The 16,578-nt window shown below is 45.3% G+C and carries 14 protein-coding genes; 10 read left to right on the top strand and 4 right to left on the bottom strand.

The features are described from left to right. The first annotated feature begins 188 nt into the window (after positions 1-188). Complete coding sequence (locus tag ABFQ95_03975) at positions 189-1,094, top strand: DMT family transporter (protein MEN8236683.1); 906 nt, start codon at positions 189-191, stop codon at positions 1,092-1,094. Between the two features lie 131 nt (positions 1,095-1,225). Further along, positions 1,226-2,137, top strand: coding sequence for a metallophosphoesterase (locus tag ABFQ95_03970; protein ID MEN8236682.1), 912 nt, complete (start codon positions 1,226-1,228; stop codon positions 2,135-2,137). Positions 2,138-2,196: 59 nt separating this feature from the next. Here ABFQ95_03970 and ABFQ95_03965 read toward each other — a convergent pair whose 3' ends face one another. Next, on the bottom strand, positions 2,197-3,441 hold the full coding sequence (locus tag ABFQ95_03965; protein MEN8236681.1) for a mechanosensitive ion channel domain-containing protein: 1,245 nt from the start codon (positions 3,439-3,441) through the stop codon (positions 2,197-2,199). Positions 3,442-3,456: 15 nt separating this feature from the next. Then, the gene (locus ABFQ95_03960; protein MEN8236680.1) at positions 3,457-5,058 is read right to left on the bottom strand and encodes a SurA N-terminal domain-containing protein; all 1,602 of its coding nucleotides are present in this window, start codon (positions 5,056-5,058) and stop codon (positions 3,457-3,459) included. Between the two features lie 195 nt (positions 5,059-5,253). On the opposite strand from ABFQ95_03960, the gene ABFQ95_03955 reads away from it, so the two are divergent. Continuing rightward, entirely contained in the window at positions 5,254-6,201 is a 948-nt protein-coding gene (locus ABFQ95_03955; protein ID MEN8236679.1) for a helix-turn-helix domain-containing protein, read from the top strand. A gap of 59 nt (positions 6,202-6,260) precedes the next feature. On the opposite strand, the gene gpmI is transcribed toward ABFQ95_03955, so the two are convergent. Further along, positions 6,261-7,841 carry a 2,3-bisphosphoglycerate-independent phosphoglycerate mutase gene (gene gpmI / locus ABFQ95_03950; protein ID MEN8236678.1) on the bottom strand — a complete coding sequence of 527 codons (1,581 nt, stop codon included), beginning with the start codon at positions 7,839-7,841 and terminating at the stop codon, positions 6,261-6,263. Continuing rightward, the gene (locus ABFQ95_03945) at positions 7,838-9,130 is read right to left on the bottom strand and encodes an Npt1/Npt2 family nucleotide transporter (protein ID MEN8236677.1); all 1,293 of its coding nucleotides are present in this window, start codon (positions 9,128-9,130) and stop codon (positions 7,838-7,840) included. Before ABFQ95_03945 ends, gpmI begins: the two co-directional genes overlap by 4 nt. 485 nt (positions 9,131-9,615) lie before the next feature. Between ABFQ95_03945 and ABFQ95_03940 the strand changes: the two genes are divergently transcribed. The 7 genes from ABFQ95_03940 to ABFQ95_03910 all read left to right on the top strand — a co-directional run. Continuing rightward, the gene (locus tag ABFQ95_03940) at positions 9,616-10,983 is read left to right on the top strand and encodes an MFS transporter (GenBank protein ID MEN8236676.1); all 1,368 of its coding nucleotides are present in this window, start codon (positions 9,616-9,618) and stop codon (positions 10,981-10,983) included. A 9-nt stretch (positions 10,984-10,992) separates the two neighbouring features. Beyond that, entirely contained in the window at positions 10,993-12,300 is a 1,308-nt protein-coding gene (locus ABFQ95_03935; protein MEN8236675.1) for an MFS transporter, read from the top strand. Positions 12,301-12,306: 6 nt separating this feature from the next. Then, complete coding sequence (locus tag ABFQ95_03930) at positions 12,307-13,596, top strand: MFS transporter (protein ID MEN8236674.1); 1,290 nt, start codon at positions 12,307-12,309, stop codon at positions 13,594-13,596. A 201-nt stretch (positions 13,597-13,797) separates the two neighbouring features. After that, positions 13,798-14,331 carry a hypothetical protein gene (locus ABFQ95_03925; GenBank protein MEN8236673.1) on the top strand — a complete coding sequence of 178 codons (534 nt, stop codon included), beginning with the start codon at positions 13,798-13,800 and terminating at the stop codon, positions 14,329-14,331. A 573-nt stretch (positions 14,332-14,904) separates the two neighbouring features. Then, positions 14,905-15,276: a 30S ribosomal protein S12 gene (gene rpsL, locus ABFQ95_03920; GenBank protein MEN8236672.1), complete on the top strand. Its 372-nt coding sequence runs from the start codon at positions 14,905-14,907 to the stop codon at positions 15,274-15,276. A 14-nt stretch (positions 15,277-15,290) separates the two neighbouring features. After that, complete coding sequence (gene rpsG, locus ABFQ95_03915) at positions 15,291-15,761, top strand: 30S ribosomal protein S7 (protein ID MEN8236671.1); 471 nt, start codon at positions 15,291-15,293, stop codon at positions 15,759-15,761. A 13-nt stretch (positions 15,762-15,774) separates the two neighbouring features. Next, positions 15,775-16,578: GTP-binding protein (locus tag ABFQ95_03910; protein MEN8236670.1), on the top strand; the 804-nt coding region annotated here is incomplete at its 3' end.

The raw sequence follows: 16,578 nt of genomic DNA, 5'->3' as shown, positions 1-16,578 counted from the left end.
GATAAACGACAAAATTTTATTTGCCGTTCAAATTCGAAACTACCTTTTGTGTTCACACCTTCAGGATGACGGCCGTGTTGGTTTCACTGAACAGCCCTGTCAGAATTCAGATGTCAGTGGTCAGTAAGTCAGTATTCGGGTATACTGATCCTTTAAACCACCGACTACTGATAACTGACCACAGAATTATGACTTCTGAATTCAAAGGAATTTCCTACATGTGTCTAGCCATGTTGACATTTGTCACTGTCAACACGATTGCAAAGGATGTGGTGGCCGTTTATCCTTTAACTCAGGTTACTTTTTTTCGGACCTTTTTTAGCCTTTTTCCCTGTCTGGTTTTGCTACGCCAAGCAGGTGGGGTTAGTGCGCTAAAAACACAACATTTGCCTAGATATATATTGATTGGCAGTGTAGGTACTGTGGCACTGATCGGTCTGTTTGGGTCGTTGCGACTTCTGCCTTTGGCCGATGCTGTATGCTTGCATTTTTCAGAGACCTTATTCCTAACTGCTTTTTGTGCCTGGTTTTTAAAAGAGAAAGCCGGCTCCCTACGCTGGAGTGCTGTTTTGGTTGGATTTGCTGGAGTCCTGGTGGTGATGCGCCCCACCGGTGATATTTTGAATTTGGGGGCGATTTATGCCTTGACCTTTGCCTTGGGAGATGCTTTTGTCATGATGAACGCCCGTATTCTTACCCGCACGGATCACAGTGTCATCGTGGTGACTTATTTCTCAGCTGTCGTCAGTGTGTTGACAGGGCTCACTCTCCCTTTCTACTGGCAAATGCCAGGCATGATGGACCTGCTGCTACTTATATTCTTGGGCCTCGGTGGTGGCTTGGGACAATTGTTTGTTACGTTTGCCTATCGTCATGCACCTGCAGCGACAGTCGCACCAATGATTTACACAGCTCTGCTTTGGGCAGTACTGTTTGGTTATATATTCTGGGGCGAGATTCCTGACTTAACCTTGATTCTGGGTGGTGCCTTAATTGTCTCCAGTGGTCTATTTATTATCTACCGAGAAACACGCAAACAGGTTGAGGTAACTGTCCAAGCGCCAGGGATGCCTCATGAAAAAAATAATCCATAAATATCTCTATACTGAAACGGCCTGTGGGGGATTAGCGCTGGTTCTAAAAAACTGTTGTTACCCGACGATTATTTGACTAAACATGCATATTTTCGTACCTTATCTGAAGGTCTTATTTTAAGGAGTTTTTGATGTTAAGGTATTTTTTGTTTTGTGTGGTCTTTGCAGGAGCTATCAGTAGCCTGATGAACAGCTGTGCAGTACAAGCCAAGGTTACATCCGCAGATACACACCAGCGGCAAGTTCCTCAAAGAATTATTGCAATTGGGGATTTACACGGCAATCTCTCGGTAACCAAAAGAGCGCTCGTCTTAGCAGGAGCTATTGACCAAAATGACCGTTGGATTGGTGGAGAGCTTGTTGTTGTGCAAGTTGGTGATCTGATTGATCGTGGAGCAAATGACAAAGCTGTTATTGATTTTCTAGAAACTCTAAAAAAACAAGCAAAACAAGCTGGCGGTCAACTCATCACACTTTTAGGTAATCATGAATTCATGAATGTTTTGGGTGATTATAGGTATGTTTCTAAAGAAGGGGTGGATGAATTTAAGGTGTTCTCGAAAAACGAAGATCCATACAGCGGACGTTTTCAAGCCTTCAAGCCTGGGGGGCCTTACGCAAGAACGTTGGCTCATAACCCAGTAACCATTGTTATCGGTGACACTTTGTTTGTTCATGCAGGTCTAAGGAAATGTTTTTTATACTACGGTCTTGAACGAATCAATAAAGAAGCACAGCAGTTTTTAAGAGGTGAGCTCAAAAATCCACCCCAGTTTGTAATCGATTCAGATGGCCCCATTTGGACACGTCGTTATTCTAAGGGTCCATCAAGAGAAGATTGTGCAGAACTGAAACAAGTTTTATCTCAGCTCAATTGTACAAGAATGGTTGTTGGGCACACAGTTCAATCTGATGGGATTGCATCAACTTGCGATGGTATGTGTTGGATGGTTGATATTGGGCTGACATTCTCTCCAGACAAAGTTGAAGTTCTAGAAATCACACCATCAGGATTAAAAGTCCTAAAGGAACACAGTCCGTAATCACACGCTTATTAAGCAATGCGCTTCTCGTTATCATTAAACTAGGGGTTTTGATTTCACTAAAGTATACCTGGAGCTTGTTTACGTGACTCTTCGGTGTTGGCAGCAGCCAATGTGGGTGAACCGCTGAGGATATAATCATACCCAGTTGGATCTTGAAAAATTCTCAAGCCAAACAATGGAATTGTTGCAATTAACTGCTCAAAAATTTCTGCTTGGATGCGCTCATAGACTGACCAGGCTGTATCATTGGTAAAGACGTAAATCTCAAGCGGGACGCCCTGAGGTGTGGGGTCTAGCAAACGAATGATAAACGTGAGATCTTGATTAATTTGTGGGTGGTGGCGCAGGAAAGCCTGCACATATGAGCGAAAAGCACCAAGGTTGGTTTGCAAACCGGACTTATGTTCTTCAGCCCATTCTTTTGTGTTAAAGGTATCAGCTAGTTGTGGGGCTTTGAGGATTTTTGAAAGTTCATCCCTGCCTATTAGTCGCACACTGGTTTGATCGAGCAAGAGAGCTCGCTTGATACGGCGTCCGCCTGAGTTGTACATACCGCGCCAATTTTTAAAGCCGGAGTCAACCAGTTTATATGTAGGTATGCTGACGATGGTTTTATCCCAGTTTTGAATTTTAACAACGTGCAGGGCTACCTCAATTACTGAGCCGTCAGCACCAAATTGCGGCGCTTCAATCCAGTCGCCATTTTGAATTAAGTTGTTGCTGACGATCTGCATACCAGCGATAAACGATAAGATGGTGTCTTTAAACACGAACAAGAGGACAGTCGTCAACACTGAAACACTGCCGAGAAATCCTACGGGGTTTATGTCGAGCAGGACGAAAATACTGGTTACGATGCCAATGAAATAGGAGAAGATGCTCAACAATTGCAAATAGGTCTTAATGGGTTTTTCACGCGATATGGGATAGGTCTTATAGATTGCTCCCACTGCCGAAATCAAATTCCCCAGAAGTAAAGTTACGTTCACAATGATGTAAGAATTTAAGAACTGCGTTAGCCTTTTTGTGGTCTCTTCCTCGATAGGTAAATACTGCACCCAAAAGTACAAAAATAGTGTGGGAACCATATACACTAGCTGTTTAAAAGGTTGGTGCCGTTTAAGAATTTTTTTCCACTTGGGTTGCTTGTGCGTCAATGCACCATTAATCAGGTTCAGTAGATATTTTTTTGCAATCCCATAACTGACAATGGTGAGTGAAATCAGCAGGGTTGAGGTAACGGCAACATTCAGCCATCCTGTCCCTACTGAATTAAGTAGATTTTGACATAACTCTCTCATCACTTTGTTCCTAAACTAAATGGCCTCAAGTGCTTTCTTGTTCTCTTCATAACCATATTGACGATACAGCGCATCCAGTAATTCATTAATAACATCGTCTTGTAATTGTATTTGGAGTCGCTTGGATAATTTGTCAAGGTCTTGGGTGCTGGCAGGCCCTTTATCTCTTTGAATATTTGTAACGCGAGCAATGACAAATCCGTTTGCTGTTGTGCCCATAACAGGAGTATTTAAGGCGCTTGCGAAAATGTCGTGGCGCAATTTAGGGGGAATAAGATCCGTGTGATCATCTGGGCTACGTGTAAGGGTGATACCGGCTTTGTGTCGTAATGCCTTGTCTTGGGCAAAGCTGTTCAATCCTTGTAAGGCTTGGGGAGCATCAACAATGCTCTGAGCTTTCTTGGTTGCAGCTTGCATTTGCTGATTCTGCTGCCAGTATTTGATGACTTCATTCCTTACTTCTGCCAGGGGCTTGATGGTTGCAGGAGTGATTTTTTCTACTCGAAGGGCTAAAAATGCCCCCATATCGGTTTCAACAAGGTCAATATCCTCATTTATTCCCGTTTCAAACGCTTGTGCCACAACATCCTTGATAAGCGTTTGGCTCAAGGGAGCCGAATTTGGAGCAGGCTGGAACGTGCGATTAGCTTGAACTTTAGTTAATCTTACAAGAGGTAAGCCGTGGGATTGGCTGATTTCCTCAAGGCTGCTTCCACTGCCCAGATCATCTTCAATTTGTATACTAAGCTCGTGGAAGAGTTTTTCCGCCCGTTCCTGCTTAATTTCTTGAAGGACTTTGTCAGATTGAGCTTCGGTGAGTAAACGGCTCCCAGCTTTATGTCGGGTTTCGAACTCTTCGGCAATTTCTTCTTCTGAAAGTTGTACTTGTGCAAGGACTGCTTCAGGAGTGAGTGCAATCAAACTGATCGTACGGTGTTCAGGAGCAGTAAACAATTTTGGATTGTCTTTGTAAAAAGTTTCTATTTGTTCAGGTGTGGGCAGAGGCGCTGCAACTTCACTAGCAATGACTTCCAGAAGCTCTACTGTGCGCTTTTCCTGCATCCATGCCAAGAAAGGGGCTACCATATTGTTCGGGGCCAAGACACCTGAAATTAGAGCTTGAACCAATTGTTTTCTTTGCAGTTCCCGGCGGATTATTTCTATAAATTCTTTTTCTGAGGTTTGCATACTGTACAAGACTCCTGCAAAGCGCTGCTTATCAAAGTAGCCGTCTTCATCCAGGAAAGGGTCCATGCTCTGAATAGCACGGCGCACTTGCGCGTCGCCAACAATGAGGCCCAAACGCTCTACTTCTAGGTCCAACAGTGTTTCGGTGATGATCTGTTGCTTTACTTGTTCTTTGATCAAGTTTTTATAGGGAGTCAGGTCTGTTCCCGGAGGAAGCTTGGTTGCTGCAAGTTTTTGCATACGACCAACTAGTTCACTCGCTGTGATTTTGCGGCTGCCAATGGTGATAACCACTGGGTTGCGACCGCCGCCCCATATTTGGGCGAAATCGACACCGGAGCCAAAAAAGCCAATAAAGCCAATCGCCAAAAGGCATAAAAAAATTCGCATCACCCATGATTGGGAACTATTACGCAAAGATTGCAACATCGTCGTTTACCACCGTTTATTGTCGTTTCCAGCTTTTGATCATAAAGGATTCCATGGCTTTTTTGCAATGTTTATTTTGTCAACGATTGACGTACGGGTCAATCTTTGCCATAATGAACCCAATAATAGAAAAACTGAGGAAGCCACAGCGCCAGCTGTGTCTGTACTCTTGAAAAATAATAAGGACGGGGAGCGATGAAATACAAAGGACGTAATTATCCAGGCACCACCGGTGATGGTCAAGAAGTTGTGCGAAGCCCAGAAGGGGTGATGATTCCGGTTGCAAGACGTAACCGCCGGGGCAGAAAATCACGGCGTACCCATAGCCATCCTTTGCGTGATATTCGTCTTTCGCGGGGATTGACATTAGAAGAACTCTCGGAGCTTTCCAAACTTTCTCCTTCGTATCTATCTCGGCTTGAGTCTGGATCACGACGGCTGAACGTGGACACCATTAATCGTTTATCACAAGCGCTAAATTGTCAACCGAGCGCCTTGTTGGCCGAGGATGAACGTTGGGGACAGCAGCGTATTACTACCGCAACGACACCGCCCATTCCAGCAAATCCTTATTCCGCAAGGGCTTATCCAGCACAAAGTCAAGAGACTGTAGGTTATCCAGCCGGATCTATTCCAACACAGCATTCTGCAATACCAGAGACAACCTCAGCGAAGCTACCTGTTTATGGGGCCATCCATCCGGGGGGGCCGATTGACTTTAATCATACGATGGGGTCAGTTAGCTGTCCTCCGGATATGATTGGTGTGCCAGGTGCTTTTGCACTTCGTGTTAGTGACGATACCATGGCGCCTCGTTATCGTCGAGGTGATTGTGTATTAGTGCATCCTGGCAAGCCGTTGGCTACACGGTCGACAGCTGTGGTGATTACTCCCACTCACGATGTGATCATTGGTGAGTTTATTGCTTGGCGTCATGTTAATGACATTGCTGGCCTCCAGCCTCATCCCGGTATTGTTGTCAATCCCGAAGTTGAATTTGCCCTTGAATTAAGGCAGTACAACTCGGCCCAACACCACAAAGCCGTGGGCAGTGATGCGAGTCATGCCTCAGCGCACCAAGTGATCGTGCATCCCACCCAAATTGCAAGTGTAGCGCGCATTATTGGGACGATCGAGGGGTAATTAGGCAGAGGTCAGAGAACAGAGGTCAAAGATCAGTTTAGCGATATTGACTTAACTAACTACTGGTTTTTGTTTTCTGATCTCTGATCTCTGTCCTCTGACCACTGACCACTGACCACTGATTTCCCTGTCATAACCCTTGGAATCTCCAGTCCCATAAGGTGGAGGATTGTTGGGGCCACGTCTGCCAGTACCCCTGGTTTTAGTTGGGTATATTTGTAGCCATTGCCAATGAGCATGCAAGGAACTGGCTGGCAAGTGTGTGCAGTGTGCGCCTTGCCAGTTTTAGGATCCTGCATGATTTCTGCATTTCCGTGATCTGCGGTGATGATCAACAAGCCTTTTTTCTCTAGAATCCATTTTTCGAGTTTGCCCAGACACCGATCCACCGTTTCAACGGCTTTCATGGTGGCATTTTGGTTGCCTGTATGTCCGACCATATCTGTGTTGGCATAATTCACGACAACTAGGTCGTAAACTTTACGTTCCATGGCCTCAATAAGCTGGTTGGTGAGAGGTAGAGCTGACATCTCAGGTTGATGGTCATAGGTGCTGACTTTAGGGGAGGGGACCAGTAATCTATCTTCACCAGTAAAATGGGGTTCGCGGCCCCCATTGAAAAAGAAGGTTACATGGGCATATTTTTCCGTTTCTGCTGCGCGTAATTGATTGAAACCATATTCAGAAACAACTGCCCCCAAGGTGTGTTGGAGTTGAATTGGTGAAAAAATTGGGGGCATATACTCGTTCAGTTGTGTTGAGTACTCAACCAATCCCAGATTTATATTGAGCTTAGGTCTCGTCTGACGTACAAATCCCTTAAAATCAGGGCCACACAGAGCGCTTAACAGTTGGCGCGCCCGATCGGCGCGGAAATTTGCCATCAGCAGACCATCTCCATCACGGATTCCGGCGTAGTCTCCAATTATCGTGGGTTTGATGAACTCATCTGTTGTTTCTTTCGTATAAGCTTGTTCAACAGCCTGAAGGGCAGAGTCTGCTGCTATACCTTTTGCCTCAACCAATGCTTGATAAGCTGCTTCAGTGCGCTCCCAGCGTCGGTCGCGATCCATGGCGTAGTAACGACCTGTTACAGTAGCGATTTGAATCGGGAGCTGCCTCCCGCAGGCATCTTCAAATTCCTTGATAAACGGAATTGCGCTTTGTGGCGGGGTATCACGACCATCAAGAAAAGCGTGGACTTTGACGGGGACATCTTTACTGGCTATTAAGCGAGCAAGTGCTAGCAGATGGTCTTGATGTGAGTGCACGCCTCCTGGTGATAGCAGACCCATGAGGTGGCAGGTGCCTTGTTTTTCCTTCAAATTGTGGCACAGGTTATTGATTCTTAGGTTTTGACTTAGGGTCCCTTCGGTAATGGCGGCATTGATGCGGGGCAGGGTCTGCGGTACCACGCGTCCAGCACCCAAATTCATGTGTCCTACTTCGGAATTGCCCATCTGGCCTGCGGGCAATCCAACATGCTCCGCCGAAGCTTGCAGTTGAGTATGCGGCCAGTTTTTCAAAAGGCGATTCCAATTTGGAGTTCTCGCATTAGTGATGGCATTATCCCGCGCTGGGGGCCTTATGCCCCAACCATCGAGAATGCAAAGAATAACGGGAGTTTGTCTTTTTATCATGATTGAGTTGCGCTGAGGGCTTCGTTGTAATAATGCTTGAGTTTAAACAAGCAAAAGAACCAAACCAAGACGGTTCCCAAATAAACAAATGCTAAATAAGGTGACGGTGCATCGAGCAGTTTAACATCCCAGACAAGAAGTCCAATTACAATCCAGGAGGTTAACATTTCCCTGCTCAACAGAAAATCAATCACAGCCTTACCGCGCGCCTTTGTCAAAGAGTTTAGTGGAATATATGCAATTTCTTTTGTTGCCAGAAATACTGTCCAACTAATCCCAAACATGATGACCTTAGCAGCGATTGCATACCAAAGCAAAACATCCGGAGCATATCCCAGTAAATGAACCACAAACAAGGCTGTACCTAAAATCAAAGCAATGACTGGTACCATCAAAGCACTGCGAAACCAGCCCATGACCCACACCCACCAGCAGGTGAGACAGAATAATAGAATATTAGAGGATGACATAAACTGCATGTATTGTCCCATAAATGCTGTATAAGCAGTGGGGTCAGGATAGGTTGCTTTGAGTTGTACTTTCATAGATAGATCAATGATCTTGGTACACAATCCATAACAAATAATAATTCCAAAAATGAACAGTAGATACTTAATTCTAAAGTTTAATGAGAACTGCGATGCACTTGCCTGAGGTGCAGGAAATTGCGCAGACAAATATTGAATGCGGTTCAGGCTAAGAAAAACCAGAGCGAAAATTATCGCACTAAAGGTAGCAGATATGGTGAGCATAAGTCCTAATGGGTTGTCCCAGATATCTAAACCTAAACGTAGTGAGATCAATTGACCGAAAAAAATAGCAATTGCAGCAAAAATTCCCCAACCAGGATACATCCATTTGGCTTGATCTGTGGTGATGGTTTGGTTGGCAAATACCCAAAACAACAAAGCGCCAAACCAAGGTGACCAAAGGTCGGCAAATACATAAAAGCTTGAGTATAGCCATATTGGTGTTGCCGTTGTTTCTGGTGACGTTGAGGCTGAATTTATTAAAAAGAAATATCCTAGAATGATTAGTAGAGAGATCGCTAGTGTGCCCCCAAGTAGTTTTGGCAGATGCTGTGGTCGATATAAGGCGATAAACAAGATGCAAAGTGGTATTTTAAAAAATTGGGTGTAGTTTTGAAGTTGCGGAATCCAGCTAGTGTCAAGTGAGGTAATGACTGCTATTTTGACGTTGCGTAAGATAGGCATTAGCAAAAACAGTGAAAATAGCAAAACTCCAAACCATAGAAAAAGCTGGATAGAACGTGAGCTGTCAGAGGTCATTGGTTGCTGGGCTCCTTATTTGGTTGTGCCTATACGATTCAGGTGATCCTGAAGGGGTTGGCCTTCTGTGTCAACCCATATCTAACTCATTGTAGTAGCAATTTGATTAATGTCCGGTTAAGCAATTTAGAAATGTCCGGTTTTACCGTTTTCTTATCCAGCACAATGGGTACGTTGTTTCATCACAGACGTAGCTCTCAAGCTGCCTCTAGGCTTTTCATAAATATCTCGCAGCCTAAGCCCAGAGGCAGGGCTGTTCACAAAAGCCCTCGCATTGGGGGGCAAAAAGCGCTATAGTTATTTTATTATGTATGTTTTATCATCATTTAGCAGGGTAGCCGCAGCACTTGCGATCTTACCAAGTAAGCATTCTTCTCTTCCTTATTGCCGATATTGGGCCTGCTTTGGCCAGGCGTAACCTTTGTTAGTATCAGGTCGGAAGGCAGAGTTTGGCTCGATGAAACCAAGAGAGAGAAAGGTCTGATATGACAGCTCAGGTTAACGATTCTTCCTCATCGTCATCTGCAACAGCAGTAGCAGCAGCACAAGAGGCAGTACCAAAGCCTGCCTATAGTTTGCCGATTCTCATTTGGGGGTCGGCGGCAGCCTTTTTCTTTTTTCAATTTATTGTTCGAACTTCGCCAAGCGTTTCAGCAAATCAGATCATGCAAGATCTATCCATTCAAGCATGTGTATTGGGTGTAGTGGCGTCCATGTACTATTGGGGCTATACCTTGATGCAAATCCCCGTAGGTCTGATTCTTGACCTTGTGGGAGTGCGTTATCCGTTGACCATTGCCATTTTTATGTGTGTTGTTGGATGCTTTTTGTTTGTCGGAACTGACAGCTTGTTGGTGATGTCGATTGGCCGGCTGTTGATGGGGGTGGGATCAGCCTTTGCTTTTCTTTCATGTGTTAAAACAGCGTCCGTTTGGTTTGATGCCAAGCACTTACCGATTATTCTTGGCTGGACCATTTTGATAGGTCCTCTTGGAGGAGTTGTAGGGTCAGGCAAGCCGTTAGCAGCTTTGGTGTCAGATTATGGTTGGCGCCAGTCCATCATGATGCTGGCCTTTATCGGTTTGGGAATTGCCGTGATGGCTTGGTTGCTTGTCCGAGATGACAAACGCAAGGGGACAAAAGCAGAAGAGATCGGTAAACACGAATTATCCACGTTTGAATCTTTCCTGGTTCTTCTACGCAACCCGCAAACCTATTGCTATGCCTTGTATGGAACCTTCATGTACGTACCTATATCTGGATTTGCAGATCTTTGGGGGGCACCCTATATCGAGCAGGCCTATTCGGTGGATAAGGTTGTCGCAGCCGGATCTGCCTCTCTTGTTTATCTGGGTGTTGGGATTGGCGGACCTGTTGGGGCCTGGGTGATTAGCTACCTCCAGAGCTATAAAAAATTCTTGTTTATGGGATCAGTTCTGACTTGTGCAATGTTCTCCATCATCATTTACGCTCCTCTGCCAGCCTATCGTTTGCTGATTGATCTACCCGGTTTGCAGCTTTACGTGCTGGACGTCATGTTTCTCCTTACGGGCATTTTTGCCAGCACACAATTTTTTGCCTTTGCCTGTGTGTGTCTCATCAATCCGAAAAATGTACGTGCAACAGCAACTGGTATTCAAAATATGGCCGCTATGACGACTGGTATTGTGTTTCAGCCTGTGATTGGTTGGCTGCTTGACTGGGTTTGGGATGGCACATTATTAGATAAAGCTCCCGTTTATACCCAAAATAACTATTATGTGGCTTTGTCAGTGGTGCCAATATCGTTGTTACTGGCCTGCTTTGTCTGTCTGAGTTTGAGGGAAGTTTGTTCCTCAGATGATGAGGGCTAGGCAGCTGGTATGAATTCAAAGCTTCGCCTGACGGCTCCTGTTCTCATTTGGGGCAGTGCTGCCCTGTTTTACTTTTACCAGTTCATTGTGCGTGCCTTTCCAAGTGTAACCGTTGGGCAGATGATGCAGGAGTTTTCGCTGCAAGCATGCGGCGTTGGCATGCTGGCCTCATGGTATTATTATGGCTATACTACCATGCAGATTCCGGTAGGATTGATTCTGGATCGGGTCGGTGTACGTTATCCCTTAACTCTTGCTGTGCTTTCTTGTGCTATGGGATGCTTTATGTATGCCAGTACTGATAGTTTAATGGTAATGGGGATCGGTCGGACTTTAATGGGAGTGGGGGCTGCTTTTGCATTTTTGTCGTGCGTTAAATCCGCCTCTGATTGGTTTGATGCCAAGTATTTACCTGCATTTATTGGTTGGTCGATTTTCATGGGGCCCTTAGGGGGTGCTATTGGAAATGGAAGGCCTATGGCCAACCTCGTGATCGCTCAAGGGTGGCGGAATGCAGTGCTGTTGATTGCAGTGTCAGGATTGTTTGTGGCACTTCTGTCTTGGCTTTTTGTGCGCGATCACCCACAAATTCAAGTTCGCAAGATAAAGCAAACATCCTTTTCTATTTTTGAGGCCATTATCGTTATTTTAAAGAATCCGCAAACCTATTTGTTTGGCTTGTATGGGGGGTTGATGTATGTACCCCTTGCTGGTTTTGCGGATCTTTGGGGGGCACCTTATATTGAAGCGACTTACCACGTTGATAAGGTGACGGCAGCAGGCTCGGTATCCTTGTTTTATGTAGGTATTGGGATTGGAGGACCGTTATCGGCATGGGTATTGGCTTCCGTTCAAAGCTACAAAAAACTGTTGTTTTGGGGAGCGATTATGACCGGTCTGATGTTTTCCCTTATTATTTATGTGCCAGTTCCAGCTTTTTATCCGCTTTTGAATTTACCGGCAGGAGTTACGCTTAGCCTCATTGATTTGATGTTTTTAACAACTGGAGTTTTTGCCAGTGTTCAGTTTGCAGCCTTTGCGTGTGTGTGTGCGATCAATCCACAAAGTATCAGTGGCACAGCCAGCGGTGTGCATAACATGGCCTGTATGATGAGTGGCATTATTTTTCAACCTCTCATTGGTAAATTGTTGGAGTGGGCCTGGGACGGGACCGTGGAAAATAGTGCGCCGGTCTATAGTGAAGCCGATTATTTCTTTGCGTTGTCCAGTATTCCATTGTCTCTGGTGTTTGCTGCTCTGGTTATTCTAATGGTCAAAGAGCTTTATCCCAAAGAATTGCCAAAGAGCAGGGGATAGAGCCTTATGCGTGACGACTCGATTAAGCTGCGTTTTAGCTTTCCTCTATTGATTTGGGGTACCACATCTTTTTTCTATTTCTACCAATTCATCATCCGAGTTTCTCCCAGCGTAACTGCGGCGCAAATCATGCAGGATTTGTCTATCCAAGCGTGTTCTATGGGAATGCTCGCCTCTACGTATTATGCTGGCTATACCGGTATGCAGATCGCTGTGGGGATCATATTGGACCGCATTGGGGTTCGCTATCCACTTGCTATTGCTTCTTTGTTATGTGTTGGTGGATGCTTGCTTTTTGCCTCAAGTGACAGCTTAATTGTCATGGGAATTGGGCGATTTTTTATGGGAGTTGGTTCCTCTATTGGTTTGTTGTCTTGCGTTAAATCCGCTTCTGTTTGGTTTTCACCGCGGGTGTTACCAACACTGATTGGCTGGACGATGTTGATGGGGCCCTTTGGTGGTGCGGTTGGTGGGGCACCCTTTGCATCCCTGGTCAGCGTTTATGGTTGGCGTGGGGCCATCCTTGTTTTAGCGCTTGCGGGTTTTGTCGTTGCGGTGATGGCTTGGATGTTTGTCCGTGATAAGACCGAGATAACAGTTCAAGAACAACCAAGAGTCACTATTCTTGAGTCACTGATCATAATTTTGCAAAAGCCACAGACGTATCTTTATGGTTTGTATGGATGCCTCATGTATATACCCCTTTCCGGATTTGTAGACCTTTGGGGTGTGCCTTATATGATGCATACTTATGGATTAGATGAGGTCAAAGCTGCAGGATTTGTTTCGCAAATATACATCGGTGTGGGAGTGGGTGGTCCTTTGGGTGCTTGGGTTTTGGCTCAAGTCAAAAGATACAAGCCTGTGTTGTTGGCAGGGGCCTTTCTATCTGGTTTAATGTTTTTGATTTCAATTTATGCCCCTGTTGATGTTATGAAACCGGTCATAATGCTGCCTGGCTTTATAACGTTTCGCCTTTTAGATATTTTATTCCTTGCTGCGGGGCTCTTTGCAACGGTGCAATTTTATGCCTTTGCGTGTGTGGTGGCCATTAACGCTGACTACCTTTCTGGCACCGCCAGCGGAGTACACAACATGGCTTGCATGCTCTCAGGCATTATCTTTCAGCCAGTCATTGGCTGGCTACTGGATCTTTCTTGGGATGGGACCTTACTTGATGGTGCGCCCGTCTATCGTGAAGCGGATTATCTGATTGCTCTAATTGCTGTGCCTTTGTCGTTGATTTTAGCGACGATTACTGGTTTCTTTCTGAAAGAAGTGTATCCAAGGGAATGAAGATACGGATTTTCTTGTTTACTTTGCAATAAATTGGTAATGTTATACCAAAGCTGAGTCAAACTGTTGGTTTTCTGATGCACTCAGAGTGCTCATTTACCCAATGTGAACTGCGAGCCTCTTGTAGTCATAAAAATCAACGTTTTGATTCAGCGCGGGTATATAAAAATTGGCAAATATTAAATTTAGACGGAGATATTAATGACCATTTTGCAAGATAACCAGTGGTATAAAAGCTTCATTGATCCAGATCGAGAGTGGGACCCCAATAATCAACCGAGGGAGAAAGAACAGTTCCCGCAGGTTATTGGTTTTGAGCGAGCCAAAGAAAAACTTGAAGAGTTGTGTGTTGCCCTCGAGAAAAGCCCGCCGAGTTACTCAGTTATTTCTCAGACTGATCCAGATGGCACGATTGCAATGGTGACCATAGAAGGTGTTGGCTCAGCTGACGCTTATGAATTTAAAAACGTGCAAAAGGCCGCAGCGTGGAGCATGTATCATAAGCTAACGGGAGAAGATATCCCCTTGGGTCAGGCCAAGAAAGCTTTAGCAAAGTTGTGCGTGCACAAGCGATACCCTGAGCCGCAATATTTTGCTTTTCCAGGGCACTACGAGGTTGCCGTTACGGTGGATGATTTGCGCCGTGAAGCTTCAAGTTACAAATCCATGGAACGTGCTGAGAAAGAGGCAGCCAAGCAAATGTATGCGCTGTTGCGACTTGAATTAGCCAGGTGAGTGTGTGATTATACTGAAGAAAAATGAAAACCTCTGTTTTTTGATACGCTCAAATTGCTCATTTATCAATGTAAACTGTAAACTGCGGGCCGGGAACCAATTTTTTCTCGGGTAAGGCAAAAAATTGGATCCCGGATAGCACAGCTTTGATTTCTCAAGTCTTGCCAGACTTGAGTTTCAAAGCTAACGTTCGGGATAATGGCAGTTGGGGTCGAATTTTGATGCGTCAGCCCTGAAAAGTTAGCGGGAAGCCATTGACTTTTACAGCCTTTCTGGATAGTATGCTTTTCATGATTTAGTTTTGTCTCCGAGGCTTCTTAGGGATAGGGAGGTTGTGTGAGGCTGAGCGATAGTTGTCGTTGCCTTTCTTAATGGGGTGCGGCGTTAGATTTTATGTTTATGCCTGCGATAATCTAGGATCTGGGTAGGAAACTTGTCCCGAGCACCGACTCGGGATCGCGAACGGAATATGCGCGAGCGGTTCTTGGTCAAGACAGGGACAAGGATTTTGATAAGCCCAGGGCTTTAAATAGTTCAGGTATAGGCAAAGAAAATGATGAAGGATTAGGGTAAATGCCCACGATAAGCCAATTGATTCGAAAGCCTAGGCGTTCTCAAACGTTGCGTAGCAAGGTGCCTGCACTTGCGCAGTGTCCTCAAAAGCGTGGAGTTTGTACACGTGTAAGTACGACGACACCGAGAAAGCCAAACTCGGCGTTGCGTAAGATTGCTCGTGTACGTTTAACCAATGGGTATGAAGTAACTGCTTATATTCCTGGTGAAGGGCATAATTTGCAGGAACACTCTGTGGTTTTAATTCGTGGAGGTCGTGTGCCTGATTTGCCAGGTGTGCGTTACCATATTGTTCGTGGAACTTTGGACACGCAAGGTGTTTCGGATCGTCGTCAGGGCCGTTCGAAGTACGGTGCTAAGAAGCCAAAATAGGAGATCTATTATTAATGTCACGTCGTCATGTCGCTGAAAAGAGAGAGATTTTGCCAGACCCCAAGTATGGGGACTTAGTTGTTGCAAAGTTTATTAACTGTATGATGCTAGCTGGAAAAAAGTCAGTTTCCGAGGGCATTGCTTACAGTGCTTTGGACGAAATTCGTAATAAAACTGGCGCTGATCCTCTAGAGACATTTCGTACGGCTCTTGAAAATGTGCGTCCGCATCTTGAAGTGCGTTCTCGTCGTGTCGGAGGAGCAACTTATCAAGTGCCGATGGAGGTTCGCACTGAGCGTGCGCAGGCGTTGGCGATTCGATGGCTGATTGATATGGCACGCAAGCGTGGTGAGCGGACGATGAAGGCACGCTTGGCGGGTGAATTGATGGACGCCTCGGATAACAAAGGTGCAGCAGTTAAAAAGCGTGAAGAGACTCACCGTATGGCTGAGTCAAACAAGGCTTTTGCGCACTTTAGATGGTAATTAGGTTTTTGAGATGACAAAGAATACACCCTTAAAAGATTATCGTAATATCGGAATTATGGCCCACATTGATGCGGGTAAGACAACGACGACAGAACGTATATTGTATTATACGGGACGCTCTTACAAGATTGGTGAAGTGCACGAAGGCGCTGCAACCATGGATTGGATGGAACAAGAGCAAGAGCGTGGGATCACGATTACATCTGCGGCAACGACTTGTTTTTGGGATGATCGTCGGATCAACATTATCGACACACCAGGTCACGTTGATTTTACTATTGAGGTGGAACGGTCTTTGCGTGTTTTGGATGGTGCCGTTGCTGTTTTTGATAGTGTAGCAGGGGTTGAGCCACAATCGGAAACTGTTTGGCGCCAGGCAGATCGCTATAATGTGCCTAGAATTTGTTTTATCAACAAGATGGACCGCATTGGCGCTGATTTCTATCGGTGCGTTGATATGATTGTTGATAGATTGGGGGCAACCCCACTTGTCTTGCAGTTACCCATTGGTAGTGAGAGTGAATTTGTTGGAGTTGTTGACCTTATCATGCAAAAGGCCATTGTTTGGAATGATGAGTCCTTGGGAGCCGAATTTGTTTATAAAGATATTCCAAGTGACTTGCAGGACAAGGCGCAAGAATACCGAGCTCAGTTGATTGAGTTGGCAGTTGAGCAGGATGATGATGCGCTAGAGGCGTACCTTGGCGGTCAAGAGCCTGATGTTGAGACACTCGATCGTTGTATTCGCAAAGGAACTCTTAAAGGTGTTTTTGTGCCTGTTATGTGCGGATCTGCGTTTAAAAATAAGGGAGTT

This window comes from Pseudomonadota bacterium (assembly GCA_039714795.1).
GTDB lineage: Bacteria > Pseudomonadota > Alphaproteobacteria > JAGOMX01 > JAGOMX01 > JBDLIP01.
Note: the sequence above shows the minus strand (reverse complement) of the source record. Positions and strands in the feature narration are given on the sequence as shown.

What these genes read in the sequence shown, in the direction of transcription:
- rpsL (MEN8236672.1), top strand. Translation starts at nt 14,905, where the DNA reads ATGCCCACGATAAGCCAATTGATTCGAAAGCCTAGGCGTTCTCAAACG.
- ABFQ95_03965 (MEN8236681.1), bottom strand. Translation starts at nt 3,441, where the DNA reads ATGAGAGAGTTATGTCAAAATCTACTTAATTCAGTAGGGACAGGATGG.
- ABFQ95_03930 (MEN8236674.1), top strand. Translation starts at nt 12,307, where the DNA reads ATGCGTGACGACTCGATTAAGCTGCGTTTTAGCTTTCCTCTATTGATT.
- ABFQ95_03945 (MEN8236677.1), bottom strand. Translation starts at nt 9,130, where the DNA reads ATGACCTCTGACAGCTCACGTTCTATCCAGCTTTTTCTATGGTTTGGA.
- ABFQ95_03975 (MEN8236683.1), top strand. Translation starts at nt 189, where the DNA reads ATGACTTCTGAATTCAAAGGAATTTCCTACATGTGTCTAGCCATGTTG.
- ABFQ95_03970 (MEN8236682.1), top strand. Translation starts at nt 1,226, where the DNA reads ATGTTAAGGTATTTTTTGTTTTGTGTGGTCTTTGCAGGAGCTATCAGT.
- ABFQ95_03955 (MEN8236679.1), top strand. Translation starts at nt 5,254, where the DNA reads ATGAAATACAAAGGACGTAATTATCCAGGCACCACCGGTGATGGTCAA.
- rpsG (MEN8236671.1), top strand. Translation starts at nt 15,291, where the DNA reads ATGTCACGTCGTCATGTCGCTGAAAAGAGAGAGATTTTGCCAGACCCC.
- ABFQ95_03935 (MEN8236675.1), top strand. Translation starts at nt 10,993, where the DNA reads ATGAATTCAAAGCTTCGCCTGACGGCTCCTGTTCTCATTTGGGGCAGT.
- ABFQ95_03925 (MEN8236673.1), top strand. Translation starts at nt 13,798, where the DNA reads ATGACCATTTTGCAAGATAACCAGTGGTATAAAAGCTTCATTGATCCA.
- gpmI (MEN8236678.1), bottom strand. Translation starts at nt 7,841, where the DNA reads ATGATAAAAAGACAAACTCCCGTTATTCTTTGCATTCTCGATGGTTGG.
- ABFQ95_03960 (MEN8236680.1), bottom strand. Translation starts at nt 5,058, where the DNA reads ATGTTGCAATCTTTGCGTAATAGTTCCCAATCATGGGTGATGCGAATT.
- ABFQ95_03940 (MEN8236676.1), top strand. Translation starts at nt 9,616, where the DNA reads ATGACAGCTCAGGTTAACGATTCTTCCTCATCGTCATCTGCAACAGCA.